Origin of the sequence: Grimontia indica (assembly GCF_000333895.2) — a bacterium.
Classification (GTDB): Bacteria; Pseudomonadota; Gammaproteobacteria; order Enterobacterales; family Vibrionaceae; genus Enterovibrio; species Enterovibrio indicus.
Genome location: NZ_ANFM02000006.1, coordinates 125,190 through 151,404 on the forward strand (window position 1 = coordinate 125,190; position 26,215 = coordinate 151,404).

Sequence of the window (26,215 nt, forward strand, 5' to 3'; positions counted from 1 at the left end):
CATTTCCATGAATGATTTGCTGACTCGCCGCGTTTCAGCGCGGTGGATGATGATCGTTTCTTCGATCTTGTTGTACATCACTGTCGTGAGCTCAATTACTTTGGGGCCGATGAATATAGGCTTCTCAGACAGTTTGAAAGCACTACTTCCCGTTCAATCGGACCTTCCTGACTATGTCTCTGTAATCATTCAGGAAGTCCGTTTACCACGTACTCTTCTGGCCATTGCTGTAGGCGGTATTCTTGCGATGTGCGGGACCGTCATGCAGGGGCTTTTCAGAAACCCATTGGCAGATCCCGGTATTATCGGGGTGTCTGCCGGTGCTTCCCTTGGAGCAGCCATTGCGATTGTTCTATTTGGTGGCGTGATTACCCATACGGCATTTCTGGTGCTGGGCACGGTACCGGTATTTGCTTTTCTGGGCGGTGCGCTAACGACCTTTGCCATCTATTACATGGGCACCAGTAGTAATGGCACTTCAGTCACGATCATGTTACTCGCAGGCGTTGCGCTTGGCGCGATTGCTGGCGCTGGCATGGGGCTTCTAAACTATTTTGCTGACGATCAGGAGCTTCGCGACCTTTCTCTTTGGACGATGGGCTCTTTAGCCGGCGCTTCATGGGATGCGATTGGGTTGGCTTTTGTTTCATTAGCCGCATTGGGCTTCTTGTTCCAACGCTATGCAAAACCTCTAAATGCTTTGCTGCTGGGTGAAGCTGAAGCCCGTCATCTCGGCATTAACGTCCAATCGCTCAAGCGCAATCTGATCCTTCTCACAGCTGCAGGCGTCGGCGTGACAGTTGCCCTTTCCGGCATGATTGGTTTTATTGGCCTTGTTGTTCCCCATATCGGACGCATGCTGACAGGCCCAGATCACCGTACCCTCATTCCGGTTTCAGCAATTTTAGGTGGTTTGGTGCTGCTAGCATCAGACATGATTGCACGCACTATTGTTGCACCACTTGAAATCCCGGTAGGCATTATCACAGCGGCTCTAGGGGCGCCTTTCTTCCTGGCATTGCTGCTTAAACAAAAAGGTCGTTTGGCATAATGGGTATTGATATTCGACATGCATCGCTCACGCTGGGTAACAAGGTTCTACTGGATAACTTCAGCACGTCTTTCAAATTGGGTGAGCTAACTATTATTCTTGGACCAAACGGAACCGGTAAAAGTAGCCTGCTTAAACTGATTAGCCGCGAATGGCCATGTAATGGCGAACTTATCTTCTATGGCAAATCCACAAAAGATTGGAAACCTGAACACCTCGCCGAATCGATGGGGATCCTACCGCAGTCCAGTAGCCTGACATTTGCTTTCACCGCTCGGGAAGTGGTTGAACTTGGTGGGCTGGCGTTGAGTGCATCCCAAGCTGAACTCGCTGAGATCGCATCTGAGAACATGGCAAAGACCGATGTACTTCATCTTGCTGGCAGGCTTTACCCAAGCCTTTCCGGGGGCGAAAAGCAGCGCGTGCACCTCGCTCGCGTGCTAACACAAATAGCAAAATCGCCAAGAGACACCATATTGATGCTGGATGAACCAACGAGTGCGCTGGATATTGGCCACCAACACAAGACTTTAAGCTTGGCGAAAGAGATGGCACAAGCCGGATCGGCGGTGATCGCCGTGATCCATGATCTCAACCTTGCTGCACAGTATGCAGACCGTATCTTAATATTAAATAAAGGAAAAATAGCGGCAGATGGCATCCCAACAGATGTGCTGACGCCTGAAATAATCGAGGAAGTCTACGGCTGGCCGGTTTCCGTTATGCCTCATCCAAAGGGTAATTACCCAGTTGTACTAGCCTAAGTTTCACAAACTCCGTAAGTGGCCCTCAGATGAGGGCTTTTTTATATCTGCTCACGTATACTAGAAAAACTAAAACGCTAAACGAACACAAAACAAGGAACGACAAATGATTCGTACTGGCATCGTAGGATTTGGCTTTGCTGCCCAGACTTTCCACCTTCCTTTTCTCTCTATTCATCCGGATTTCGAGCCTGTCGCGGTTGTTTCTTCAAATCATGATTTAGTGGCAGAGAAACTCCCCTCCGCGGCGTACTACTCAAACATAGAAGAAATGCTTCGAGATGCGGAATTGGATTTGGTCATTATCACCACCCCTAACCACACGCACTTCGATCTTGCCAAACAATCACTGGAAGCGGATTGCCACGTGTTGCTCGAAAAGCCTTTCGTAGTAAGCAGCGGACAAGGTTTGGAGCTGATCAAAATCGCCAATACTCGCGGTAAAATTCTTTGTCCTTACCAGAATCGACGCTGGGATGGCGACTTCCTTACAGTAAAAGCGTTGATTGAATCTGATGAACTAGGACAGGTTCGTGTTTTCGAATCGAACTTCGACCGTTTTCGTCCTGAGGTTCGCCAACGCTGGCGTGAACAGGCAGGAGAAGGATCGGGCATTCTTTATGACTTGGGTTCACATCTAGTAGACCAAGCGCTTCACTTGTTCGGATCACCCTTAGCGGTCACCGCTCATTGCAAAGCGATGCGACCACAATCTCAAGCTACCGACTACTTCAAGATGACGCTGCATTACGCTGACAAAGAAGTGGTGTTGAATTCCAGCCCATACCGTTCAGGCAAAGGCTCTCGCTTTGTCGTTCAAGGAGACAAAGCCACTTTCTCATGCGCCGGTTTGGATATTCAGGAGCAGCAATTGCGTGACGGTGTCACGGTAACGAATTCAGAATTTGGCCGCCAGCAACATATTGGAAAGCTTGAAGTTGGTGACAACGTCACTGAAAAAGATATTGAATTGGAACACGGATGCTATTCTGAGCTTTTTGCCAACCTGGCATCCGCCATTTTGAACGGCACTACACCACCAATCGACCCTTATGACGCGGTAAAAGGTATTTACGCGTTAGAACTTGCCCAACATGCCTCAGAGGCAGGCAAGACAGAGCGATGGGAGTTCTAGGCTTCTACAAAAGCGCCGAGAAATTTCGGCGCTTTAATATCATCAACCAGTGTCATTTCTTCTTATCCTCTCCCTAAAGAAATTTGCCAAAATTCATCAAGTAACACCACGCTAATACTGAAAAGTCATGTTCAATCCAAATAGTTATAGTGCGTTATGATGGATGAATTAATTCCCTAAAAGTAAAAAGCCCGCATTCGCGGGCTCAATAATCAGTGACCAATTTGGTGTTACATCATGCTCTTAGCAAAAGAGTAAACCAGCATACCTGCAAGCAGCCAGAATACTGACAAATTAAACTTACGCAGAACCGTAAAGCCAACAATCACTGCCACGATGTCAGAAACACCATGCACGGCCGACATCCAAACTGGTTGGTAAAATGCTGCAACCAGAAGACCAACCACTGCCGCATTAATCAGTACCACGGAACCAGCAAACTTGTGATGGTTCATCACAGCCTGCCAAACAGGAATGACAGCAAACAATAGCAATGCCCCAGGAAGGAATATTGCAATGGTTGCTACTGCACTACCCAGGATTGGATTGATCCCTTCCATTGAAGCACCAATGTAGCTCGCAATAGTAAACATCGGACCCGGAACCAACTGTGCGGCTGCGTAACCTTCAACCAAAGCATCCCCAGAAACCGAATCGCCAATCAAAGGTTGTAACAGTGGAAGTACAACGTGACCACCACCAAATACAAAGCTGCCAGCTTGATAGAAGTGATTAAACAGGCTGATAACCGGTGCACTGCTCAGAGCAGGAAGTACCAATAGCGCAGCAAACACGCCGAAAAGAATGGCTGTTTGCTTAATACCTGTTGGCTCTTTGGCTTCAGTCGCTACTTCTGGCTTACGAATAAACAACCAACCAAGAATACCGGCGATAAGTATTGGCATCAGTTGAGCCACAAGGCCAGTCTGCCAAAGGATCCAACCAGCAGAGGCCACACAAACAGAAAATGTGACAGCGTCACTGATAAACTTTCGTGCCATCGTCCAGATAGCATCAGCTACCACTACCACTGCCAACAGTTTTGCAGCAGAGATAAGTAGAGCCAACGCCGAAGACTCCCCTAGGCTCGCGCTGTACATAGCTGCTGCCGTTAATAAGGCAAAAGATGGGAAGGTAAAGCCAATAAAAGCGGCAATTGCCCCAATGTAGCCCGCGCGATGATAACCAATAAACATCCCGAGCTGACTGCTCGCAGGGCCAGGAAGGAACTGACACAAGCTCAGCGCTGTTGAGAATTTATCCTCTTCAATCCACTTACGCTTTTCAACAAACTCTCTTTGAAAATAGCTAATATGAGCGACAGGACCACCAAAGCTCATACATCCCAGCACAAAGAAACGAAACAGTACTTCTAACATCCGAAAACAAACCTCCTTAATGAACCAGGCCATTGATGAGTTTCACATCAAATACCTGAATTTCTGCCGCAATTTTAAAACTCATGCCCCATGAATAGAAACAATTCTTATCAATCCTTCATATCGATTTGATTAATTCTCTATTTAGTCATGTTCACGATCTATTAAAAGTAACGACAAAAGATCCTCTAGATCTGTAGGTTTACAACAAATGTACGTTAGTACTCACTTACATTGATTAGTATTGTTTCCATTTGAAAACAAATCATATAAAGCATTGTTATAAAATAACTTATTAAAATCAAAACCAAGAATTTGGCTATCAGCTCATTTCGTAAGTCCCTTTCAGAACACGATCTGGAATCTGTTTTGGGCAGGTTCAGCACTAGAGTGCGGATCATTGAACACAATCCTTACGCAGCTTCTTCTAGCCTTTTGGTTGAATGAATTTTTGATGACAAAAGCGCAGAAAAACGTTTTTCATGCCCCTCCTCTCCAAATTGAAGGAATGTTGGCAGAGACCTACTACCTTCAAATTTAAATAAAGGAGTTTCATCTGCTTGTGACAACGTCACTCAATGAATTCGGAAGAGATGTGATACGCTATCCGCCTCTCGATAACTAACGAAAATTCCATATGTTAGATAACCTTCAGCAAATGGTGGTCCTTGCGACTGTAGCGCATGAACAGCACTTCACCCGTGCTGCCGAGTACCTTGGGATTTCAAAGTCTCAAGTCAGTAAGCAAATTCGCTATCTCGAAGAACGATTAGGTGTTCAGCTGGTTCAAAGAAATACCCGCTCTGTTGCCCTAACCGAAGCCGGCGAGCAATATGCAGCCTTCGGGCGCCAGATTGTCGAAACCATGCAAGACGCTGAAGCCATGGTTGCTGGTTTTAGAAATGAGGTTTCTGGAAGATTAAAGGTTGGCGTTGCTCAGTCATTTGGTAATGCCCAGATCACAAAGTTACTTTCTGCATTTCAAGCACAGTTTCCTGCCCTCGAGTTGGAAGTACATTTATTCGATCACCGTCCAAACCTTGTTGAAGATGGATTTGATTGTTGGCTGGCTATTCATGAAGCACCACCAGAAGGAATGGTTGCGAGAAAACTGGGCGACTGCCAGTTTAAGTTGGTAGCCTCACCGGCATACATTGAGGCAAACGGTTCACCCAAACACCCATCCGACCTTCGCGAACATAACTGTATTACCTATCAAAGTGTCCAGCGCACTTATGATCAATGGCCATTTCAACGAGATGGTAGCGAGCAATCAGTGACTGTCAGAGGATCTTACCGTATCAACAATGCCCCAGCGGTTTTGGAAGCGACCAAATCAGGTGTAGGTATCGCTTATATCGCTACTTATCTATTAGATAGTGAAATTGAAAACGGTGAATTAAAAGTATTAATGAAGGATTGGAAGCCGACAATGAAGCTACCTGTTTATGCGGTCTATCCACGCCGAGAATACCTGGCACCCAAGGTTAGACACTTCGTAGACTTCCTTTCGGAAAATATTCGAGTCGTTTAAGCTGATAAAGTAAAAGGGGGTGTGACAATGTCACACCCCCTTTTCTATCAATAAATCAATGTTATGCGTCAGCTTTTTTGTCGGTTGGCATGGCGTACATTGCCTTGACGATCTTAGCTACGCCTTCAGGCAATGAAGAAAGCTTGCTATCAAACTGGGCGCGGTCACTATCAGTGATTGAGCTGTGCTCTTTGCCCGCAGCAATGTAGTTTGCTGGGAACAAGTGATAGTTTTGATAAATCTGGCGATCAATTTCTGCAGCCAGCGCTTCAGGTGAATCGAACTCGTTACCTATCACGTCACCAAACTCGACATGGATTCTGCGTTTCTGGCCAACAATACCCTGAACGATGCTTTCGATATCTTCAAACTCACCTTTTTCATATCCACCTTCTTGCTGCTTACGGTAAAGCTCGTTCGCTTTTGCTGCATCACATGGATCGTTTTCGTAAGAGATAGTCACCGGAACAATACGCAGCGAAGCCACATAATCAGCGAATTCAATTTTCTGGCGACGCCCTTCCATGAAGAACATTTTCAAAATCGCAGGATCAGTTTTATCGTTGCCGTCTTTTGCACGACCTTCTCTCTGAGCAATCCAGATAGACTGCTTCTCATCCAAAGAGGCTTTGATGTAAGCAGATAACTGACCCAACGCCTTCATCATTTCTCTTGGGCCTTTCGCAGAGCGCTTAACTATGAAACTCTTATTCAGTTTCATCAGTTCAGTTGCGCAAGGCTTTTTAAGCAGGTTGTCACCAATGGCGATGCGAACCGTATCAAACTGATTCTCATGCAGACACCAGTTGACCATCGCTGGGTCCATCGCAATATCGCGGTGATTAGAAACAAACAAATAGCTGTTGTTAGGATCCAATTTGTCCAAACCACTTGTCGTCAAACCTTCTGACGTACTTTTAATCATTGAGTCCATGTATGTAGCGATATGGAGCTGAACGTCGCGAACAGTTTTGATTTTGTTCCACTTGGAATGTAGGTATCGCTTCAAGATTGGTTTAAGGAGCCAACCTGCTATGCCAGAAAACTGTGGAAAGCGGTACTTTAAAATGGCTGAGATGAATTCTTCATCTTCGATCAGACGATCAATCGCACCAGGCACTTCATCGTCATTGTATGGACGAATTTCTAAGAAAGGATCGTTAGTTTGTTGCACGTGATTCTACTTGCTCCGATAAAAACCGCGCCATTTTACGCGGATATAGGATTTCGAACATTGTTTTAATCAGCATTATACAGAGGTTGGAGGTCTTACCTCATTTCCCTTGCTAATGATTGTAACAATGCGGAGGATTTTTGGACAACAAAGCACGACTAAACCCTCTCTTTGCTTGATCTCATTTTGAAAACCCAACACTATGTGCGCCTCGCAATGAGAGAAAGTTAAAATGAAGCAAGCCATAGAATATTTTTACCAAAAAGCTGACTACCTAAATGTCGGCCCTCGAAAAAAACAGCCTCAGTCTTCCTATATTTTGGTTCACCAAGGTTTAGTTCTAATCCGCCTTGGCAAAGTAGAACTCCCGGTTTGTAAGGGACAAGGCTTCTGGCTACCTTCCAGTTGTCTGAGTGCGGTCACCGTATTACAAAACTCCGTGATTTCTTCTTTTGATTTCTCTGTTCGATCCACAGTATCAATGCCTAATTCAGCTGGTTATGTTTTGCCATCTTTGTTGGTAGCGGGTATTGCGGAGCAACTGGGGCAAACGGTCGACAATAGCTGGGATGGTGCATATGGCAGGTTGCTGCGCTGCGCGCGCGATTACTTCTCTTCTGTCACGCCGGATGACAAGTATGATACCAAGACCTTGCAGTTAGCAGATGCCATAGCCCGCCTTGATGGCAGCGAACGACTCAAGTGCAGTGAAGTTCTGCAATGTACAGGCTATGGTGAAGACCAGATTGCGCTGCAACTGAAAGTAAGAGACTGTGTAAAGAAAATGAAGTCGGGCAAGAAACTGACAAACATTGCACAGCAAGCATCAATGCCTGAAAAGGAACTGATGCTGCTGATAGAAAGAACGGTTGGTGTTATTTAATTGGCACCTGCATTTGCAGTAGAAACTCGGTATTGGTGTCTTCATGCCATCGCATATCCAACCGATACCGGGTATCGCTGCTATTAGATTCAGTGGTAAAACTGAAGTTCAAACCGTGGTTTAAAATCCAATCTTCCATTCCAATCTCAGTAAAGCTTTGCTTTTGATACTCTTCCGGTTTCCAAACACCAAATCCGTAGTATGAGGCTCCAGTTTGTGTGGAAAGGAAGTGTGGTATGTCCCAATCATGCTTCCAGCTGTCCCAGATAGTTGGTATTACCTGATCTTCCACCTGCCATTCAATCACGCTGCGATTTTGCGATTGTGAAAAGTTGATGGATTCAACGACATCTACATCGTCAATGGCATTGCCGGATTCAATAAAAGCAGCCGAAACAAATGACGGCGTAACTATAAAAGCAGCCGCCATCAATTTTGGTATCAATATAGAAATCATGAGTATGCATCTTCCCTTGCTCTATCGTGCGCCTCCAAATTGCCTATCGCGTCGGGATTTCGCTCAAGGCTATATCAAAAAATCTGCGCCGATAAAGTCATTGTTTCTTATAACTGGCTGAAGTCTTCAGACCTCAATTTGTTAGCCAGTGCTGGCGTGGTCAGGTCATCAATGGATTCCCCTGCCAGCAATCGCTCCCTGATCGTCGTACTCCTGACGGGTAGACTCTCAGGACAAGCAAGTACGTTCCATCTTTGCAAAATCTCTGCCGATTTGTGGAACTTGGAGAAGTTTAAAAGATTATCAGGCCCAAGTACGAAGGTGAGATCAGAATTGGGATGTTGCTGCTGAATATGGTTAAGCAAAGCCCAAGTAGTCACAGATTCTTCTGCGTATAAGGTTTCTTCTTCTCGGTAAAGCGTTAAATTTTCACAGTTTGAGTCATCAATGAAATCACTGACCCATTCACAGCGCTTAGAAAAATCTGCCATTTGTTTACCCCAAGCATGAGCATAACTTGGCACTAATAAAACGCGGTCGAAATGACTCAATCGCTGGACGACGCTGAGGTGCCCCAAACTAGGTGGGTTAAATGCGCTGCCAAAGATGGCAATGTTTTGCCGTAATTCCGTTTTACTCATTTCTTCTTGTATTGTTCTGCATCCATTCTCTATTGATAACCGATTTAATCAGCCCCCTTCAATCTATTTGCAGCGAAATCGAGATTGGATGAACAAGAAACCATCTGCCTAGCCTGTTTTTGCATCATTTTGGTGAGAAGAACACATGACCCACGCTCTAAAACGGGGAAATCTTCGCTAAGAGAAGTTTGAGATAAGAATGATCATGATTTTGCGCGTAGGATGTTGCAGAATAAACAAAACATGTCACAAGGGTCTGTCTTGAAATGGAACAAGCTATCCGCGAAGAAATGCGAGTATTGCCAACAATCGATGCTGAATTTGAAGTTCAGCGTCGTATCACCTTCATCAAAAACCGTTTGAAAGCCTCTGGCACAAAATCTTTGGTTTTGGGCATCAGTGGCGGCGTCGACTCTTCCACATGTGGTCGTCTAGCGCAATTAGCCGTTGAACAACTGAATGAAGAAACAGGTTCATCTGATTATCAGTTCATTGCTGTGCGTTTACCTTACGGTGTTCAGAAGGATGAAGATGAAGCCCAGTTGGCACTAAGCTTTATCCAACCAACACACTCTGTCAGCGTGAACATTAAAGATGGTGTTGATGGCTTGCATGCTTCAGCACTGACCGCGCTGGACGGCACCGGTTTGATTCCAACAGACAATGCCAAGGTCGATTTCGTTAAGGGTAATGTAAAAGCACGTGCTCGTATGGTCGCACAGTACGAAATCGCAGGCATGGTTGGCGGCTTGGTGCTGGGAACAGACCACTCTGCAGAGAACATCACCGGCTTCTATACCAAGTTTGGTGATGGTGCTTGTGATTTAGCGCCTCTGTTTGGCCTAAGCAAACGTCAAGTTCGCCAGTTAGCTGCTCATTTAGGTGCACCTGAACTCTTAGTAGTAAAAACACCTACCGCTGACCTTGAAGAGCTGTCACCACAGAAAGCAGATGAAGATGCACTTCAACTGACTTACGACGAAATTGATGATTTTCTGGAAGGCAAAGCTGTTGAAGATCGCGTGAAAGATCGTTTGGTGGCTATCTACAATGCCACACAGCACAAACGCCAGCCAATCCCGACTATTTACGACGACGAATAAACTCGTCTTTAACAACAAAAAGCGCTCTTGATGAGCGCTTTTTGTTTGTCTGCAGTATCTGATACCAATCGTAGTAAATATCTGTTCATCCTAGCTTGTTAAAATGCTCGATAACTGCGTTGGGAAATTTGACTGTAGAATAACTACTTATCGAAATTTCCCGCCTTATTCTCGAGCATTTTTCCTGCGCTATTTCTGATCACCTACTTACTGTGATTGGTATGAGATTTAATATCGGGCTATCTTGTCCCCGACTTCAATCAGCATATCCAATTCCCACCAAATCATTTCACACAAGCCATATCGATAGGCAGCTTTGCGAAATTCAGAATGTTCCTTCTGATACATCAAGAATTTTGCCGGATGGAAAAGCCGGCAGGCTTTCACATTGGATAATCGATCGCAAGCTTTGACGATCAATGCTAGTTTCGCGGCTTCATCGGTCTCATCAAGTTGGAGAAAACGCTGATTGAGTTGTCGCTTTTTCTCTCCTCTGTCACCCGCCACCGGATCCGTAAGGTAACTGACAGACAACGCAATCTTATCGCCAAAATCTTGGACTAACTCATCGACGCTTGTCGTTGTGTCTTCCAGCACATCGTGCAGTTGAGCCACGATCATTGCGTTGATCCCAAACGGTTGTGCCAGTTTTTCTACATCATCTAAATGCACGTGGTACGGAAATTCTCCGTAACGTTGCCCTTCGTGACGAGCACGAGCGAATGTCTTTGCCAGCATTAACCGATCGTTCAACGTCGCTCCTTTATCTTGCTTATTCCCATATAGAAAAAATGGTTAAAAATCTTGCCTCTAGGATAACGTCAAGCCAGAAAAAGAAAACGGCCATTTATTGGCCGCTTTCACATTAATCATCTTTTTTCGACGCTTCGCGCTCTCGAATCTCATTGGCCACTAACATGATGGCCTCACCGCTGCTCATGCCCTGTGCCATTAAAGCGTGAATACGCTCGGCTGCTTCTTGTTGTTCAGCATGGCTCAGTGTTGGCATACCGTTCATTGTCGACCTCGAAATCACTCTGTTTCAGAAGTCGCACATTCTACTGCCAATTACCTTAGAAGGTAAATGCCAGTTGTGCAGAACCGCCATAGCTGTTGCTATCAATGAGCTGGGCAGCAAGATCAAAGTGAACGGTATTGAATGGCGATAAGCCAAGGCCGAGCGTGACTGTACCATCCAAGGTGTCTTCCAAATCGTTGATGTACCCTGCTCTGAGCTGAGCCCAACCGAACGCATTAAACTCAGCGCCTAGACGCACTAGCTGAGTATTGTCGACAATAGCTGGACCACTTGGCGCTGAGAAGCGTTTTTGTTCATTCAGGTCCACATCAATAGCTGCAACAAAAAGGTCTGTAACAAACGCACCACCCACGGTATAAAGTGGCTCGATATGATAGGTGTACTCACGCGTGTAGTTTACGGTTTTGATTTCCTGTGAAATCAGGTTTTTTGCTGCAAAACCAACACGGAAAAGTCCTGTTTGCCATACTGCACCTAGATCTACGTTAAACGCACTTTCTTCGGTACGGTTAGCATCTGAATCCCAGTCGTCCCCTTCGAAGTTATTGATGTCAACTTCATAGTGGTAGGTGTAATACTGCTGGGTTTTAGGTGTCACACCGACAGCAATACGCTGACCTGCAAGTTCAAGGTTACCCGCCAGAGCCAAACCTACATCTACAACGCCAAATGCCAAAACACGACCTTTGGACGTTAATGAAGAAGGTACATCACCAGAGCCTGTTGTGCTACTGATCGCGTCAACATCCGCTTGAGATACTTCCGGTATAACGATGGCCTCTGTATAGCCTTTCACAAAAAAGTTGCCTGATATTGTCGATGTTGGCACTGCAATCGCGCCACCAATACCTCCACTTACATAAGCTAGCTTATTGTTTAAATTACTCAATGCATTAGCGGCATTATCGCGATTTTCAGTATTTGTCGGATCATTGGTAAATGTGTCATAGACATCCCCAAAATCTTCCATGGCGTCTACCAGTTCATCTGGGTCACGAATCTGAATACCAATAACGGGGAAAAGCACACCGAATGCGCTATCAGGATCCATCGCAACGAGCGCAGGGTTATGAAAGCCGGCAGAAAGGTAATCCGCGGCGGCCGTACCAGCACCACCCATTGCATCAATTCGGGTATCAATACTGTAGTTAGCAGACAGCGCAGGCAGGGAAGTCAGCGCAATGCTGAGTGCAAGTAAGCTCTTTTTCATAGCAAGAATTCCATCTCAATGGTTCAAAGGCGGGAGACACGGTGAGCATGTGTACTCAAAAACGGCATTGTGTCTACTTTCTATACAAATCGTAGTAGAAGCCAATTAGCAATAAAGAGACAATTCTTGAAGGTGTGACAGTACTCAAAAGTATGTGTTGGTTTATTGATAGAAGATCAAAGAAATAAAGTTAAGAAACCTATTCTTGATTGGGCTTTAAAGAAAGTTCTCTGAGATCGATATCAGGCAAATCAATAAATCTGGCGATTCTTTGAACATCCTCAAACAAGATTGCCCCCTGCCACCGCCTTTCTATCAGAGCGACAGAGAACCAATATTGTCCGTTCGGGACATCAATCACTGGCAATGAGGTAGGAAGGTTTTTGTCCTTTTCATCAGACCATATAGGTGCATCCTGCCCCACGTCGGTCTGATAGAGATTCATCGACAAGAAAGGTCTAGGACAGGTGCTTTTTAAGTCTGTCGGCGGTGCGATCCGCCAGCTGCGACTGTCTTTCCAACTGATTTTCTGAATGGGCTCAGGCTGTGACACCAGCACCCAGGAAGACCAGCTCTCACCTTCGGTTGACGTAAGTTCAAGCTTATAAAGACCAGCATGAACAGCACCAGAGAGCCCTTCTATATCTAGTTTGAAACGGTTAGCGTTGTCCGGGGTTAAATTCGAGACCACCAGTTTAGTATCTGGCCACTCCGAAAAGGTGACGTTAGCGACGCCAGAATCTGACGAGCCATAGATAGAAAACTGATAGTAGACCCTGTTCGGTGTCTGCACCGTTTCACGACGAATGACAACCGCTTGAAGCCATTTCGGTAATGACAAAGTACTTAAGCTTCTGCCGCAATCCTCGCTGATTGCTAGAGACAGTAACTCAGTCAGGTGTCTTTGTTCTGTATCCGTTTTTTCCTGTTGCCAAGCTTCAATCATGGTTTCAAAGCTTTGGGCGGTATTCCCCTCAAGCAAGCGCTGGTGGGCAGACGTCAGCGCGTCTGAACCACTGAACCACGCAGCAGAGCTTCCAAACGGAAGCATCAGGAATACAAAGAGAGATACCGCCTGCTTCATCAGTGCATTTTCATCCGGTAACCAACACCACGCAGTGTTTCGATCTCTACCTCGGGCAACTTTTGGCGGAGCTGCAGCACGTGAGTGTCGACCGTACGAGTCGTTGGGTAATGGTTGTAACCCCAAACCTGATCCAGAAGCTCATCACGAGTGAATACACGACCCGCGTTTTTGGCGAGAAATGCCAGCAAATCAAATTCAGTTCGGGTCAGGATAACTTCACTTTCAGAGCAAATAACTGAACGTGTAGAAAGGTTAATTCTCAGCTTACCGACCGCAATGTCGTCAGCTACACTTTCCCCTTCAGTAACAGGACGGCGAAGATGCACGCGAATTCGCGCCAGCAGTTCTGCTTCTGCAAACGGTTTAGTCATATAGTCGGTCGCGCCTGAGTCCAGACCACCAACGCGATCACGAACCGACACCATCGCTGTCAGCATAATGATCGGTACGTCTTTAATTTTTTTCCATGCCGGTAGCCATTCCATAGAATCGCCTTCCGGTAGTTGACGATCCAAAACTACAAGATCAGCGTGCGCCCAAAGCGCTTCAACTTTACTTGCACAATCTGCGTACAAGCATTTGTATCCGTTTTGTTCCAAGCTGGCGAGAAGACCATCCGCCAGGTTAGCATCATCCTCAACCAGCAACAGAGTCGTTTGTTGGGTCACAAGGTATCTCCAAAGTAAATGTGGTTGGCGGCCCAGACAATGTCAGCCTGCCCCCCATCCTTTCTATCATTGCTTCAACAATTGTCAGACCAAGCCCCAGGCCTTTTTCGCTGACAAAAGGTTTTCGAATTGTTTTCCAGTCTTTCGCGGTCAACCTTCCTTGATCCTGCACTCGGATAGCGAGCTGACCGTTATTAATTTCGGCAAACACCACGACGGGCGTCTTCCCGTATTTTTTAGCATTGCTTATAAGGTTGTCGAGTGATGTCGTCAACCAGTAAATGTTGACCGCTATCGGTCCATCTTCTTTAACCTGCAATTCTACCTGACGTTCTTCACAGAGATAACCAAGCCAATCTTTCAAGGAAGGAATGCTCTCTCTGACAAGTTGCTGCTGGTTTGACTGCAGGTAATCTTTACTTGCCTCGGCCAATTGTTTCAGACGCATGGAATCTTCACAAAGGCGACGAAACTCATCATAAAGAGGCTCTGGCAGACTGTCGAATTTTCTGCGGAAACCTTCTACCGTCATGCCCAGACTCGCGATCGGCGTGCGCAGTTCATGCGTCAGGATTTGAAGTACCAGCATTCTTTCTTGCATCAGGCGTCTTTTTACCGTCCACCGGTTAAACACCCAGCCAGCAATCCAGAGCAAGTTGATGACAGCAAGAATCACAACCAACTGTGACCAATATGAGGGTGCTTGCTTCTGATTCCAACACACATTACCAATGCGGGATAAACAGAACCCATTGTCGTCAATCGAAGAGGCAAGCAGGTGTTGTTTTTCAAGCAGAGGTAACCATACGTCCGAGCTATAAACCTTGTATTGGCTACCTTCTCTAAGCCACAAATCATCGCCTGAAAGAATGGACTCTGCCCCGCCATTCAGCGCATTGATGCCATTTTCTGGCATACGCTGCAAACGGCCAAGCAAGGTTTCAGGTGGTGATAACAACCGTTCTTTGATGTGGAAAAAACGAAGTAATTCATCGCGGCGGTCCGGGAATTTTTCAACATACTTTGCCGCGTAACTGCCTCCACCCGGATGAATGAGGTTAGAACGGGAGAACCATACCGAAGGCAGTTGAGTGTTGAAACACATCGCTCGGGTAAACACCAATGGATCGGTGACCAGTGGGCTCACAGGCCATGGCCCTTTGCATTTCTCGGAGGATTGATAAAGACGTTTTAGATCCTTAAGCGGATAGTTTGCTGATTGAGGTAGCAAGCTATCAGGAACAAGCAGCGCTTTTGGGTATTCGCTGTGGATAGCATTTAATGCATAAGTAGCGATCGGACGTTCAGCCAATAGCGAAAGCCTGAACGCACTGAGCTGTTCAGGGAACGACACATTTGCCCAAGCGTGTGAGCTAAGCAAGGTAAGAAAAACAATCAGAAACTTTTGCATGGCATGAGGTTACCACCAAAATATTTCACAATGTCAGTAGTTTGTAAGAGTCTATGCAAGAAGTCGCGCTAATTGCTGTTTTCTCGCACAAAAAAGGCCAGCAAGAGGCTGGCCTGATTCATTCAGAGTATGCGGTTAGATCGCTTTCGAGATAGCGTCCACACTCTCTTTGGCGTCACCGAATAGCATCGCCGTGTTCTCTTTGAAGAACAGCGGGTTTTGAACACCAGCGTAACCTGTGTTCATTGAGCGTTTGAATACGATAACGTTTTTCGCATTCCACACTTCAAGAACTGGCATGCCAGCGATTGGGCTGTTTGGATCTTCCATCGCCGCTGGGTTTACCGTGTCATTCGCACCGATAACCAGAACAGTGTCTGTTTCTGGGAAGTCATCATTGATCTCGTCCATTTCCAGAACGATGTCATACGGTACTTTTGCTTCAGCAAGCAGTACGTTCATGTGACCCGGCAGACGACCCGCAACAGGGTGGATACCAAAGCGAACGTCAACACCTTTAGCACGAAGCTTTTCAGTGATTTCGTGCACTGGGTACTGTGCTTGAGCAACAGCCATACCGTATCCAGGAGTGATGATCACAGAGCGAGAGTCTTTCAGCATTTCTGCAACTTCATCAGCTGACACTTCACGGTGCTCGCCGTACTCAACATCAGACGACACTGAGACTTCCTGACCGAAACCACCAGCAATAACGCTGACAAAAGAACGGTTCATGGCTTTACACATGATGTAAGACAGAATCGCACCCGACGAACCTACCAGTGCACCGGTAACGATCAAAAGATCGTTTGCCAGCATGAAACCTGCCGCCGCTGCTGCCCAACCTGAGTATGAGTTAAGCATTGAAACGACAACCGGCATATCAGCACCACCGATTGATGCCACAAGGTGATAACCGAATGCAAAAGCAATCAATGTCATCACAAGCAGCGCAAACATGCTGCCGTCTGCCTTCACGAAGTAAACCATCAGCAGTGTTGAAATCACAACCGCCGCCAGGTTCATCTTGTGCTTGTGTGGCAAGTTCAAAGGAGAAGATGAAATGATACCGCGTAGCTTACCAAACGCGACAATTGAGCCAGTGAAAGTCACTGCACCAATGAACACACCCAAGAACACTTCCACCATGTGAATAACGTGTTCAGTGTGTGCAAACTCGCCAGCGTATACTGGTGGCTCTAAGTAACTGTTGTAACCCACCAAAACAGCAGCCATACCTACAAAGCTGTGTAGGATCGCAACCAGTTCGGGCATTTCCGTCATTTCTACGCGTTTTGCGTAGTAGATACCGATAGCACCACCAATCACCATCGCGATAAAGATCCAAGAAAGACCTTCAGTATATGGGCCAAAGATGGTCGCGATGAGCGCGATGCTCATACCAGCGATACCAAAGTAGTTACCTGATCTTGCTGACGTTTGTTTTGATAGGCCAGCAAGGCTCAGGATGAAAAACAATGCAGCAACGATATAGGCTGCTTGTGCTAGTCCTGCAGACATTCTTTGCTACTCCTATTAATCTTTACGGAACATTTCAAGCATACGCTTGGTGACTGTGAAGCCGCCAAAGATATTGATGCTTGCAATGAGAACGGCAATAAAGGCGAGGAAAGAAACCACACCGTTGCCTTGACCAATTTGGAGGAGCGCGCCCACAACGATAATGCCGGAAATGGCGTTCGTTACAGACATCAGCGGAGTATGCAGAGCATGTGTCACATTCCAAACCACGTAGTAACCGACCACACAAGCCAATACAAATACGGTGAAGTGTGAAAGGAACGCTGGCGGTGCAACCGAAGCCACCCAACCAAATGCCCCTAGACCCACTGCCAGTGCAGCAATTTTCTTCACTGGTGATGTTGGCTCTTCGACTTTCTCTTCTTTAGGAGCAATCGGTTCTGCTTTTGCTTGAGGTTGAGCAGACACTTGAATGGGTGGTGCAGGCCAGGTGATTTCGCCGTCTTTTACGACAGTCACGCCACGCAGAACCACATCTTCAAAGTCGATATCGATGTTGCCGTCTTTTTCTTTGCAAAGCAGCTTCATCAGGTTAACCAGGTTCGTACCGTAAAGCTGTGACGATTGCGTTGGCAGGCGACCAACCATGTCTGTGTAACCGATAACTTTAACGCCGTTATCTGTTACAACCACTTTGTCTGCTTCTGTATATTCGCAGTTACCGCCGTTCGCTGCAGCTAGGTCAACAATGACGCTGCCCGCTTTCATCGAATCGACCATCTCTTTAGTCACCAGTTTTGGTGCCGGACGGCCCGGGATCAAAGCGGTAGTAATTATGATATCAACGTCTTTGGCTTGCTCAGCGTAAAGCTCAGCAGCTTTTTTATTGAAATCATCAGACATTTCTTTTGCGTAGCCATCGCCACTGCCCGCTTGTTCCTGAAAATCGACTTGCAGGAACTCAGCGCCCATACTTTCAACCTGCTCTTTTACTTCAGGACGAACGTCGAACGCGCGAACAATTGCACCAAGGCTACCCGCTGCACCGATGGCAGCCAGACCAGCAACACCAGCACCAGCCACAAATACTTTTGCTGGCGGCACTTTACCTGCTGCAGTGATTTGGCCTGTGAAAAAGCGACCAAATTCGTGGGCGGCTTCAACCACTGCTCGATAGCCGGCAATGTTTGCCATAGAACTCAATGCGTCCAGCGCTTGTGCACGAGAAATGCGCGGCACAGAATCCATCGCCATAACATTGATTTTTTTGGAGGAAAGATCTTGCATCAAGGCTTCATTCTGGGCTGGCCAGATAAAGCTAATGAGCGTCGCGCCCTCTTTGATCAGATCAATTTCGTTAATTCCAGCCGCGTCGTCTTTGTGCGGGGCATTAACTTTGAAGATAATGTCAGATTGCCAAACAGTGTCGGCATCAACGATTTTCGCTCCGGCCTGCTCGAAAGCAGCATTGTCAAAACTCGCCAGTTGACCAGCATCCTTTTCGACAACAACTTCGAAGCCCATTTTTAATAACTGCTCAACCGTTTTCGGTGTGGCAGCAACTCGCGTTTCATGCGCAAGTATTTCTTTTGGAACACCAATTTGCATAGTTAGTCCCTGACTATTGGCAGTGTAAGTAATCTGTTTGTAGCGAACTGAAAAAGCTTAATCAACAGTTTTGTAGGAAAAATACTAAAATAATCGATTAGCAAGCCCTTAACGAGGCAATTTTAATGACTTTTAGTAATAAAATAACGCCATTTAGTTAAGGCCAGAGGTCAGACCTGATTCGAAGCGCTACGACTAACATGCTGATTTAATACTTATTAACTTCCCATTCACCTACATTTTTGCGACGTTCCGTATCCTTACGAACCGCTGGTGTACTTTTTGACCGAAATCCAACGTTTTTGCTTTGATCTCGGTCAGTTCCAATGAATTCAAATGCGCTGGGCATTAGGGCTCGTTCAATCAAAACATTCTTTCGCCCATTTGATCGATAAATAATTGAGACTTCTTGAGCATCAGTTCATTCGCCCCTTCTTCTGAAGGCAGAAGGTCTGAGCGAATGAAGCTGTGAGTTTTCAACTCACCATCGATTTCTTTGCAAATGCGCCCATTAATTCGATATTGGCCACCTTCTGATTTCGCTTCTGGATAAATCAGATAACCTTTGTATTCGGTTGCCTCAGTTTCTTTCGTTGGTTTTTCTTTACTACTGAATAACCAGTCAAAAAGTCCCACGTTAAATCACTCTCAATATTTGAATCAAATCAGTAAATCATAGTGACGAAACGCCCAGTTTTTGTCCAGTACACAAATGGGGAAAATTGAGGTAGGAGCACGATAAATTGTTGAGGTGAAGAAAATAAAAAAGCGCTGACCTCATAGCCAACGCTTTTCTTCTTTTCGTATATCGAATTGTACTATTAGCGGATCAGCCCGATATCGCGCTTGATGTGCTCTGGAAGTTCATTCGTTGAACGAACTGCTTTATTCAGATCACGCTTGCGCACTACGTCCATCGCATGGGCAATCAATCCTTTGAAAGAAACCGCATAGTTTTTCTGCACTTTTTCTACAGAAGCAACTGCTGGAGCGAAGTTAACTGCCTGTGTCATAACCGCCTCACTATGTGATTGTCTTTACTGAGTAAATTCTAATCATTTGCTCATAGCAGATAAAATGACTTAATTTGCTCTTATCAATTAGTTTTTCTTATTCGAAAATGATAATTCGGTCACCATGCAATGAGTAAAATCGGGTGCTAATTTGATTTAGAACAAACACATAGAGCAGACACAAGCATTATTAATAGTTATTTATCAATTTCATTTCAGTTTGTTAACATCTGATTTTAACAAAGATGACGAGACCACCTTGCTTGCATTCCTAAGTAAACATTCCTCTGTTCTTCTTATCGCTGCCGCCTTTGCGGGTTTTGCGTTGCCAGAACTTTCTGAATCTGCTCTGCCATACCTTCCCTATGTATTATTTACTCTCATGCTGTTTACCTTGATGGGTATTGACCAGCGTGCACTCGTCAAATCGGTAGCTAACAAAGAGGCATGGCTTTACGCGCTGGTTCATAGTGGCGTCACGACACTGACGGTCACCGCTATTGGTACCGTGTTTGGAGCAAGCACCGAGCTCATGATGGCTGCCACCGCCGTTTGTGCGACAGGCACCCTGTTTGCGACCCCAGCCATTGTGCGTTCGGTTGGGTTTGAGCCCTTAAAAGCGATGGCTTTTACCATTACCAGCACATTGATAATGCCCGTTGCGCTTTATATCAATCTTGCCCTGTTCAGTGCGGATGAATTCTCTCTCGATCTCCAAGATTATTGCATCAGGCTCGTCATATTCATTTTTGGTCCAATGTTGTTCTCCTACTTGGTTCACCAATCAATACCCGAAGAACGTTTAGCGCGCATTCATGGAAAGCTGGCACAATTCACCATCATTCTGGTTTTTAGCTTTCCTTTTGGCCTAACCGGTCAATATCGTTGGTTATGGGATAGCGACAGATCTTTTGCCATCACTATGCTGTTTATTGCAGTGGCAATTTGTGTTTTGTTTTTCATGATCGGTCTAGCAATCTATTGGCATAAAGGCAGATCAGAGGCATATGTGGCGGCAATCACATCAGGGAATAGAAACGTACTACTCACCTACTCTGTTGCAGGTGCTTTCTTAGGGCCTTTGTATTTGCCGTTGATTGGAGCGCTGCAACTTCCTATCTATGTGCAGCCGATACTGGTGAAACTATTTTTGAAGAGAGACGGGAAGAGAACCGCTAAAGCATAGATTCATACTGAAGCGTCAGCATTACCCAAGTAACACGCCGTGCCTGCCACTGGATTTGTTTTAATGTTATCGCCTGAATGGGCCCTGATTCAGGCAAGTTTGCTTATCTTTCGCTTAAAGACCTGCCGCAGGCACGAAGTAAACCAGTGATGCCCAGGCTGCAATCCAGAAAGCGATAAGTCCGAAATCCATCCAATCACGTTTTTCCACCATGACTTCCCCCTTAAACAACATCTTTGTTTATATATCGGTCAACGGATAAAGAAATTGAGTTATTTCTTCACTGTTTTTATATAGACGGCAAATTTCCGCCATATATCTGTACTGATGCAAATTTCGGGCACAAAACTAAAAGAAATGTGAAGCAGGAAGTGAAATGTCAGGTGTTGGAACAATATAGGCGACAATCTTGCCGCCTAACTGTCAGATTTATCACAAGTAGTTCTTTGCTCAATCGTTAGACCGGCAAGGAAGGTAAGTTAAAAGGTTTTCTTCTGGTGCTAACAGTGTGTCTTTCGTTCTGGCAAACTCGATAAAACTGTCGGCAAGAGTGACATAAATGGAACGAGGTAATTCGCTCATACATTTCAAAGAATCATAGCCTTCTTTTCCTTGCGACGTGTACGCCGAGGAAACCGCGATGTATGTCTTCTCTAATTCGACTGTTTTCCAGGCTCCATCTAGCGTTTGATATTCCAACTGTGTAATTCGTTGACCTTTGGGTTTGCCACATTCGTAGGTATAACGCAGGCCAGCGGTATACGGAAAACTACCATCTCCTGTACCTTCTATGCCATTATTCGTCGCGTTATTGATGGCACCTTCCAGCGCCTGCATCACTTGAAGGCCTGTTGGTTTGTATAACATTAGATCGATGGCAAATGGCAAGAGTCTGCCCGCCACTTCTGCCGCACTCAGCTTCCCATATTCAAGGCTTACGCGAACACCACCCGCATTGTGAATAGCAAAGTCGACCTCATAACCGCGCGCTCTTGCAGAATAAATCATCCCTTCACAAACTAATGGAGCAATCTGGCTGCCGCCTTTTTCATCTGGTACACGGATATGGCGTAACCGGGCAGGTAAATTAGTGACAACGTCACTCTTTAATTTGTCTACAGCCGGGCGATATCGCTCGGCTATCACCTGCTTTATCCCTTCATCACCGCGACAATGAATAACATTCTGCTGTTCTAGCAAATACGCTTTGGCTTTCTGGAACGCTTCATCAGGAAGATTTTGGTCCCAGGACGCATCCATCGCCAAACTGCGGCCAAGCATCAGGAAGTTGCCACCGCTATGCGCTGTCACCTTTCCATTTTCATCTAGGGTGACTGTCAGCTTTCCGAGGGCAAGTGAATGGCATCCGGCTTGCACCACAAGGGTGTCGTTAATCTGACGGCCATAAGGACCCATGTCGCCAAGACCAAGATTGCTAAAGTCACCCTGTAACACATGACTATGACCACCCACAATCACAGACAGACCCTCTACCTCTTCAGCCATTTTCAGGTCTTGGTCATATCCTAAATGGCTGAGCAAGATAATGTGTGGTGTGCCGATTTCCTCGTGGATGTACTTAACCGTGTTTATGATGGTTTCTTTAGAGCTGACGAATGGCGTGTCAGGATCAGGCATGGCGATATCGGCCATTTTATCCAGAGCCACGCTGAAGATGGCCACTTTCTTGCCGCCAAACTCTTTCGTAAGTACGCTGGCAATTTTCAGGTCTGGATCATAGGCCAGCAAAGGCGCTTTCCCTTTTACAGGAAACGGCTTGTTCGGGAGTTCTTTACTGACATCCCAGTTACCTGCCAGAAACGGAAAGGTAATTTGGTCGAGGAATTTTGAAACCGCGGCATTACCCAAATCTAATTCATGATTACCCAAAGCCATCGCATCCAGGTTCAACATGTTGAGTAAAGTGGCGTTGGCCTCGCCTTTAAATAGGCTGTAATAAAGCGTGCCTTGAAAGCAGTCCCCAGCATGAAGGAAAAGGAAGCCGTCCGTATCGTTTTGAGTTTCTTGTTTGAATGATTTAACGACAGAAGCAATTCGGGCAAAACCACCCACATTGGCATAAATACGGTCTTCCAAGCCATTTACAGCAAGCGAGATCGGCGTCGGTTCGAAGTGAGAGTGAGTGTCATTGATGTGCGCAATTGATAGCGTGATAGGTGTGACGTTGGGCATGATTTCCTTTATGGGCTGCACAAAAACGAAGTGTATCAGAGTTTAATCCTAGTTCACACACATCACACTTTTATTGCAAGGCTTGTTATGCAGGAGTCAACATATTGAGAACTCTGACGATACCACCCAAGATCAGGCTGAACATCGCGACGTACCACCATTTCATCTCGTCTCGAGAGAGGCTTTGCACGTGAAACAGAACAACATTGAGCTGATGCCAGTTCTCTGTTCGGGAAGCGTATTGAAAAGCGCAGCGAATAAGCGCTACGACACCTGTCACGAGTAAGACAGTTTCAATCGCGTGTGCAATTACGAGTAACAAGTGAAAACTCCAGTTGTTTTGTCATTTAGAAATAAAACAAAAGAGTTAACGCTATTCAACATTTTGTTTACTTTCGAGCGTTTATTCGTGAAGCACAGTAGATAGATGAAAAAAGGGAGCGTACTGCTCCCTCTGTTCTTCGGCCTGACTCAATCAGTCAACACACCATTTTGGTAGTCCGTTATAGCTTGATTAATCTCTTCCATTGAATTCATCACAAACGGGCCGTAATGAACAACGGGTTCATCAATGGGGAGGCCGGACAATATCAATACCCCCGACTCTTCATTTGCCTTCAACGAAATAGCATCACCGCCAGAGAGTTGAACGAAGTGGCTTTGTTTGACTGACTCGCCCGCAACTTCCACCTCTCCTTTGTAGACATAAAGGTTTGCCTGATAGGTACTTGGCAACAAAATCTCACGACTTTGATCTGATGCTGCACGCCAGTCCGCAACAAACACTTCGATACTGGTTTGGTGTAATGGGCCTTCAACAGGCACACCGTTACTGACTGCATGACCACCAATCACCCGAAGTAAGTTTTCGGTTTCACCATACTCATTAATTTCAGGTGACTGAAAATCGTGGTACTGCGCAGGGCGCATTTTTTTCGCTGCCGGCATGTTAATCCAGATTTGAAACCCATGAAGTTCACCGTCACTCATGATCGGCATTTCACTGTGAATCACACCTTTGCCTGCACTCATCCACTGCGCACCGCCAGATTTAAGTTCACCAACATTTCCCATATGGTCGCGATGCTGAAAATGCCCTTTAAGCATGTAGGTCAAGGTTTCAATACCGCGGTGAGGATGCGGAGGAAAACCACCAATATAGTCATCAGGGTTTACACTCTTCAGCTCGTCAATCATCAGGAAAGGGCTGAACCTTGGGTCATTAAAACCATGTGCGCGGCTGATCTTCACACCATCGCCGTCCTGCGATGCGTGAGAACGAATGACACGATGTACAGTTCTTGTCGTCATACTTAACTCCTTAGTTGAAGTCAGTTTAGGCAACCCCGTCACGAGTTAACACCACCTTAAAACTAACAAGTTATTCAATTTTTTCGAACGAGAATTTGAGGCTAGGTGACGAAGAAGATTGGATCTAAAAAGAAATGCTTTGCGAATACCATAGGTTCTGATATTTATCTGACTAATCGACATTCATGGATGAATATCAATGATTGAATGGCATGCCAATATCATGTGGCACCACACAGAGCCTTATCGTCGCTTCGGCGTGAATATCGGGCAACGAATGACTGTTTTTCGCCTAAATGATGACTCATTACTTGTTCACAACCCAGCCAGCCTATCCCCCCAACTTCAGGACCAACTCAAACGAATTGGAAAAATAAGCTGTATAACTACCGCCAACCTTCACTTACACCAAAATTTGTCTGATTGGTGGCTTACCTATCCGGAAGCGCGCTTTTTTGCTGCCCCCGGTCTTTACAACAAACGCACCGACTTAGGATTTGATGGGATTCTGAATTCCACCACGTCGACTTTGTGGCGTAACCAGCTTTACCAAACGGTTTTGAGAGGCAACGATGCCTGCGAAGAAGTAATCTTTTGCGACCCTAATAGTCGCACATTGGTGTTAGGTGAAAGCCTTTTGTTGCTCCAGGAAGGTAGCTTGCTCAGGCAATTTGTCGGTCGCTTACTGGGATGCCACAAAGAAGCCTGCGTCCCGCTTCCCTACCAAATACAGATAAAGGAATCGAAGTTGCTTCGTCAGTCTTTGCAAGAAATCCTGACATGGCCTTTCGATCATATTCTCCCCGTTCACGGAGACCCCATTGTTTTCAATGGTAAGGAAAAGCTCGCCGCCGCGTATTTGTGGGCATTTCACGGTGACAGGATTTCATAGCCCTTTCAGATTGAATCGCTATAATGGCGGCACTCTATAAGTTATGGCTAGTTATTCACGCAATGAAGCAAAATATTCTCACCTTTTTCAAAGGAATGGCAATGGGTGCGGCAGATGTCGTTCCGGGCGTTTCTGGCGGCACCATCGCATTCATCACGGGGATTTATGACACTCTGCTAGAGAGCATCCGACGCGTTAACCCTTCTATTATTTCACTGTGGCGACGCGAAGGCTTTGGCGCAGTATGGCAGCATGTTAACGGTACCTTCCTCGCATCCTTGCTGACTGGTATTCTCACGGCAATCCTGACACTGGCTAAAGCCGTCTCTTATGCCCTCGAGAACCACCCTATTGTTATTTGGTCATTCTTCTTTGGCTTGATCATCGCGTCCGCCATTCACATGATCAAACAAGTAGAGAAATGGTCTGCGGGTGAAATCGTATTGGCGATTGCAGGTGCTATTTTTGCCTACGGCATTACCGTTGCTAACCCTATCAGCATGGAATTTAGTATGCTGACGGTATTTATTGCTGGCTCAATCGCCATCTGTGCGATGATCCTTCCTGGTATTTCCGGTAGTTTTATTCTGCTTTTGCTTGGCATGTATGCGCCCGTTTTGGATGCCGTCAAAAGCTTCAACATTCCAATCCTTGCTTTGTTCGCTCTGGGCTGTCTTGCTGGTATTTTGTCTTTCTCTCACGTGCTTTCATGGCTGCTAAACAATTTCCGTAGTCTGACTATCGCCTTCCTCACCGGCCTTTTGATTGGTGCATTGGGCAAAGTATGGCCTTGGAAAGAAGCTATCAGCTTCCGCGTTAATTCGTCTGGCGAACAAGTTCCTCTTGTTGAAAAGGTATTGTCTCCAGGGGCGTTTGAAGCCGCAACAGGGCAACCGGCACTTATGGGTACTGCAATCGTCATGATGATTGTTGGCTTCGCACTGGTGATTGGTCTTGAGAAAGTGTCAGAAAAACTCGCTGACTAATTTATGCG

26 protein-coding genes are annotated in these 26,215 nt (G+C 46.0%); 9 read left to right on the top strand and 17 right to left on the bottom strand.

Annotation, left to right across the window (positions count from 1 at the left end):
• The first annotated feature begins 7 nt into the window (after positions 1-7).
• From D515_RS02935 to D515_RS02945, 3 genes are all read left to right on the top strand, one after another.
• The gene (locus tag D515_RS02935; protein WP_002535876.1) at positions 8-1,051 is read left to right on the top strand and encodes a FecCD family ABC transporter permease; all 1,044 of its coding nucleotides are present in this window, start codon (positions 8-10) and stop codon (positions 1,049-1,051) included.
• Complete coding sequence (locus D515_RS02940) at positions 1,051-1,815, top strand: heme ABC transporter ATP-binding protein (protein WP_002535878.1); 765 nt, start codon at positions 1,051-1,053, stop codon at positions 1,813-1,815. The genes D515_RS02935 and D515_RS02940 overlap by 1 nt, the downstream gene beginning before the upstream one ends.
• A gap of 106 nt (positions 1,816-1,921) precedes the next feature.
• Positions 1,922-2,950: a Gfo/Idh/MocA family oxidoreductase gene (locus D515_RS02945; protein WP_002535879.1), complete on the top strand. Its 1,029-nt coding sequence runs from the start codon at positions 1,922-1,924 to the stop codon at positions 2,948-2,950.
• 230 nt (positions 2,951-3,180) lie between these two features.
• Here the strand turns inward: D515_RS02945 and chrA are convergent, their stop codons facing one another.
• The gene (gene chrA / locus D515_RS02950; RefSeq protein WP_002535881.1) at positions 3,181-4,329 is read right to left on the bottom strand and encodes a chromate efflux transporter; all 1,149 of its coding nucleotides are present in this window, start codon (positions 4,327-4,329) and stop codon (positions 3,181-3,183) included.
• A gap of 637 nt (positions 4,330-4,966) precedes the next feature.
• Between chrA and D515_RS02960 the strand changes: the two genes are divergently transcribed.
• A complete protein-coding gene (locus tag D515_RS02960; RefSeq protein ID WP_002535883.1) occupies positions 4,967-5,863 on the top strand; it encodes a LysR family transcriptional regulator in 897 nt (298 codons plus the stop codon).
• 61 nt (positions 5,864-5,924) lie between these two features.
• Here the strand turns inward: D515_RS02960 and D515_RS02965 are convergent, their stop codons facing one another.
• Positions 5,925-7,037 carry a 1-acyl-sn-glycerol-3-phosphate acyltransferase gene (locus D515_RS02965; protein ID WP_002535885.1) on the bottom strand — a complete coding sequence of 371 codons (1,113 nt, stop codon included), beginning with the start codon at positions 7,035-7,037 and terminating at the stop codon, positions 5,925-5,927.
• A 232-nt stretch (positions 7,038-7,269) separates the two neighbouring features.
• Between D515_RS02965 and D515_RS02970 the strand changes: the two genes are divergently transcribed.
• Complete coding sequence (locus D515_RS02970; protein ID WP_002535886.1) at positions 7,270-7,920, top strand: hypothetical protein; 651 nt, start codon at positions 7,270-7,272, stop codon at positions 7,918-7,920.
• Here the strand turns inward: D515_RS02970 and D515_RS02975 are convergent.
• The gene (locus tag D515_RS02975; RefSeq protein ID WP_002535887.1) at positions 7,913-8,377 is read right to left on the bottom strand and encodes a hypothetical protein; all 465 of its coding nucleotides are present in this window, start codon (positions 8,375-8,377) and stop codon (positions 7,913-7,915) included. The genes D515_RS02970 and D515_RS02975 overlap by 8 nt on opposite strands.
• A gap of 107 nt (positions 8,378-8,484) precedes the next feature.
• A complete protein-coding gene (locus tag D515_RS02980; RefSeq protein ID WP_002535888.1) occupies positions 8,485-9,018 on the bottom strand; it encodes a nicotinate-nicotinamide nucleotide adenylyltransferase in 534 nt (177 codons plus the stop codon).
• Between the two features lie 266 nt (positions 9,019-9,284).
• On the opposite strand from D515_RS02980, the gene nadE reads away from it, so the two are divergent.
• Positions 9,285-10,121, top strand: a complete 837-nt coding sequence (gene nadE, locus D515_RS02985) for an ammonia-dependent NAD(+) synthetase (RefSeq protein WP_002535889.1) — start codon at positions 9,285-9,287, stop codon at positions 10,119-10,121.
• Positions 10,122-10,349: 228 nt separating this feature from the next.
• Here the strand turns inward: nadE and D515_RS02990 are convergent, their stop codons facing one another.
• The 10 genes from D515_RS02990 to D515_RS03030 form a co-directional block, all read right to left on the bottom strand.
• Complete coding sequence (locus D515_RS02990) at positions 10,350-10,874, bottom strand: nucleotidyltransferase family protein (RefSeq protein WP_002535890.1); 525 nt, start codon at positions 10,872-10,874, stop codon at positions 10,350-10,352.
• A gap of 112 nt (positions 10,875-10,986) precedes the next feature.
• On the bottom strand, positions 10,987-11,139 hold the full coding sequence (locus D515_RS25150) for a YoaH family protein (protein ID WP_002535891.1): 153 nt from the start codon (positions 11,137-11,139) through the stop codon (positions 10,987-10,989).
• Positions 11,140-11,194: 55 nt separating this feature from the next.
• Positions 11,195-12,370, bottom strand: a complete 1,176-nt coding sequence (gene traF / locus D515_RS02995) for a conjugal transfer protein TraF (protein ID WP_002535892.1) — start codon at positions 12,368-12,370, stop codon at positions 11,195-11,197.
• A gap of 199 nt (positions 12,371-12,569) precedes the next feature.
• On the bottom strand, positions 12,570-13,454 hold the full coding sequence (locus tag D515_RS03000) for a DUF2861 family protein (protein WP_002535893.1): 885 nt from the start codon (positions 13,452-13,454) through the stop codon (positions 12,570-12,572).
• Positions 13,454-14,125 carry a response regulator transcription factor gene (locus D515_RS03005; RefSeq protein ID WP_002535894.1) on the bottom strand — a complete coding sequence of 224 codons (672 nt, stop codon included), beginning with the start codon at positions 14,123-14,125 and terminating at the stop codon, positions 13,454-13,456. Before D515_RS03005 ends, D515_RS03000 begins: the two co-directional genes overlap by 1 nt.
• A complete protein-coding gene (locus D515_RS03010) occupies positions 14,094-15,536 on the bottom strand; it encodes an ATP-binding protein (protein ID WP_002535895.1) in 1,443 nt (480 codons plus the stop codon). The genes D515_RS03005 and D515_RS03010 overlap by 32 nt, the downstream gene beginning before the upstream one ends.
• 135 nt (positions 15,537-15,671) lie before the next feature.
• Complete coding sequence (gene pntB / locus D515_RS03015; protein WP_002535896.1) at positions 15,672-17,057, bottom strand: Re/Si-specific NAD(P)(+) transhydrogenase subunit beta; 1,386 nt, start codon at positions 17,055-17,057, stop codon at positions 15,672-15,674.
• A gap of 15 nt (positions 17,058-17,072) precedes the next feature.
• Complete coding sequence (pntA, locus tag D515_RS03020) at positions 17,073-18,626, bottom strand: Re/Si-specific NAD(P)(+) transhydrogenase subunit alpha (protein ID WP_002535898.1); 1,554 nt, start codon at positions 18,624-18,626, stop codon at positions 17,073-17,075.
• 363 nt (positions 18,627-18,989) lie between these two features.
• A complete protein-coding gene (locus tag D515_RS03025) occupies positions 18,990-19,262 on the bottom strand; it encodes an HlyU family transcriptional regulator (protein WP_002535899.1) in 273 nt (90 codons plus the stop codon).
• Positions 19,263-19,447: 185 nt separating this feature from the next.
• Positions 19,448-19,639 carry a hypothetical protein gene (locus tag D515_RS03030; protein WP_002535900.1) on the bottom strand — a complete coding sequence of 64 codons (192 nt, stop codon included), beginning with the start codon at positions 19,637-19,639 and terminating at the stop codon, positions 19,448-19,450.
• A gap of 259 nt (positions 19,640-19,898) precedes the next feature.
• Here D515_RS03030 and D515_RS03035 point away from each other — a divergent pair, with 259 nt between their 5' ends.
• Positions 19,899-20,825, top strand: a complete 927-nt coding sequence (locus D515_RS03035) for a hypothetical protein (protein WP_192815485.1) — start codon at positions 19,899-19,901, stop codon at positions 20,823-20,825.
• Positions 20,826-21,275: 450 nt separating this feature from the next.
• Here D515_RS03035 and D515_RS03040 read toward each other — a convergent pair whose 3' ends face one another.
• The 3 genes from D515_RS03040 to D515_RS03050 all read right to left on the bottom strand — a co-directional run bounded on the left by D515_RS03040 (position 21,276) and on the right by D515_RS03050 (position 24,329).
• Positions 21,276-23,018: a bifunctional metallophosphatase/5'-nucleotidase gene (locus D515_RS03040; RefSeq protein WP_002535903.1), complete on the bottom strand. Its 1,743-nt coding sequence runs from the start codon at positions 23,016-23,018 to the stop codon at positions 21,276-21,278.
• An 85-nt stretch (positions 23,019-23,103) separates the two neighbouring features.
• Positions 23,104-23,340 (bottom strand): hypothetical protein, encoded by a 237-nt coding sequence (locus tag D515_RS03045; protein WP_002535905.1) that lies wholly within the window; start codon positions 23,338-23,340, stop codon positions 23,104-23,106.
• A gap of 149 nt (positions 23,341-23,489) precedes the next feature.
• Complete coding sequence (locus D515_RS03050) at positions 23,490-24,329, bottom strand: pirin family protein (RefSeq protein WP_002535907.1); 840 nt, start codon at positions 24,327-24,329, stop codon at positions 23,490-23,492.
• A gap of 199 nt (positions 24,330-24,528) precedes the next feature.
• On the opposite strand from D515_RS03050, the gene D515_RS03055 reads away from it, so the two are divergent.
• Positions 24,529-25,221: a hypothetical protein gene (locus tag D515_RS03055; protein ID WP_002535908.1), complete on the top strand. Its 693-nt coding sequence runs from the start codon at positions 24,529-24,531 to the stop codon at positions 25,219-25,221.
• A 62-nt stretch (positions 25,222-25,283) separates the two neighbouring features.
• Complete coding sequence (locus tag D515_RS03060) at positions 25,284-26,207, top strand: polyprenyl-phosphate transporter (protein ID WP_039849584.1); 924 nt, start codon at positions 25,284-25,286, stop codon at positions 26,205-26,207.
• Positions 26,208-26,215: the final 8 nt, after the last annotated feature.

Coding starts and splice junctions, on each gene's coding strand:
- D515_RS02935 (WP_002535876.1), top strand. CDS start 8: ATGAATGATTTGCTGACTCGCCGCGTTTCAGCGCGGTGGATGATGATC.
- D515_RS02940 (WP_002535878.1), top strand. CDS start 1,051: ATGGGTATTGATATTCGACATGCATCGCTCACGCTGGGTAACAAGGTT.
- D515_RS02945 (WP_002535879.1), top strand. CDS start 1,922: ATGATTCGTACTGGCATCGTAGGATTTGGCTTTGCTGCCCAGACTTTC.
- chrA (WP_002535881.1), bottom strand. CDS start 4,329: ATGTTAGAAGTACTGTTTCGTTTCTTTGTGCTGGGATGTATGAGCTTT.
- D515_RS02960 (WP_002535883.1), top strand. CDS start 4,967: ATGTTAGATAACCTTCAGCAAATGGTGGTCCTTGCGACTGTAGCGCAT.
- D515_RS02970 (WP_002535886.1), top strand. CDS start 7,270: ATGAAGCAAGCCATAGAATATTTTTACCAAAAAGCTGACTACCTAAAT.
- D515_RS02975 (WP_002535887.1), bottom strand. CDS start 8,377: ATGATTTCTATATTGATACCAAAATTGATGGCGGCTGCTTTTATAGTT.
- D515_RS02980 (WP_002535888.1), bottom strand. CDS start 9,018: ATGAGTAAAACGGAATTACGGCAAAACATTGCCATCTTTGGCAGCGCA.
- nadE (WP_002535889.1), top strand. CDS start 9,285: ATGGAACAAGCTATCCGCGAAGAAATGCGAGTATTGCCAACAATCGAT.
- D515_RS25150 (WP_002535891.1), bottom strand. CDS start 11,139: ATGAACGGTATGCCAACACTGAGCCATGCTGAACAACAAGAAGCAGCC.
- traF (WP_002535892.1), bottom strand. CDS start 12,370: ATGAAAAAGAGCTTACTTGCACTCAGCATTGCGCTGACTTCCCTGCCT.
- D515_RS03000 (WP_002535893.1), bottom strand. CDS start 13,454: ATGAAGCAGGCGGTATCTCTCTTTGTATTCCTGATGCTTCCGTTTGGA.
- D515_RS03010 (WP_002535895.1), bottom strand. CDS start 15,536: ATGCAAAAGTTTCTGATTGTTTTTCTTACCTTGCTTAGCTCACACGCT.
- pntB (WP_002535896.1), bottom strand. CDS start 17,057: ATGTCTGCAGGACTAGCACAAGCAGCCTATATCGTTGCTGCATTGTTT.
- pntA (WP_002535898.1), bottom strand. CDS start 18,626: ATGCAAATTGGTGTTCCAAAAGAAATACTTGCGCATGAAACGCGAGTT.
- D515_RS03030 (WP_002535900.1), bottom strand. CDS start 19,639: ATGACACAGGCAGTTAACTTCGCTCCAGCAGTTGCTTCTGTAGAAAAA.
- D515_RS03040 (WP_002535903.1), bottom strand. CDS start 23,018: ATGCCCAACGTCACACCTATCACGCTATCAATTGCGCACATCAATGAC.
- D515_RS03050 (WP_002535907.1), bottom strand. CDS start 24,329: ATGACGACAAGAACTGTACATCGTGTCATTCGTTCTCACGCATCGCAG.
- D515_RS03055 (WP_002535908.1), top strand. CDS start 24,529: ATGATTGAATGGCATGCCAATATCATGTGGCACCACACAGAGCCTTAT.
- D515_RS03060 (WP_039849584.1), top strand. CDS start 25,284: ATGAAGCAAAATATTCTCACCTTTTTCAAAGGAATGGCAATGGGTGCG.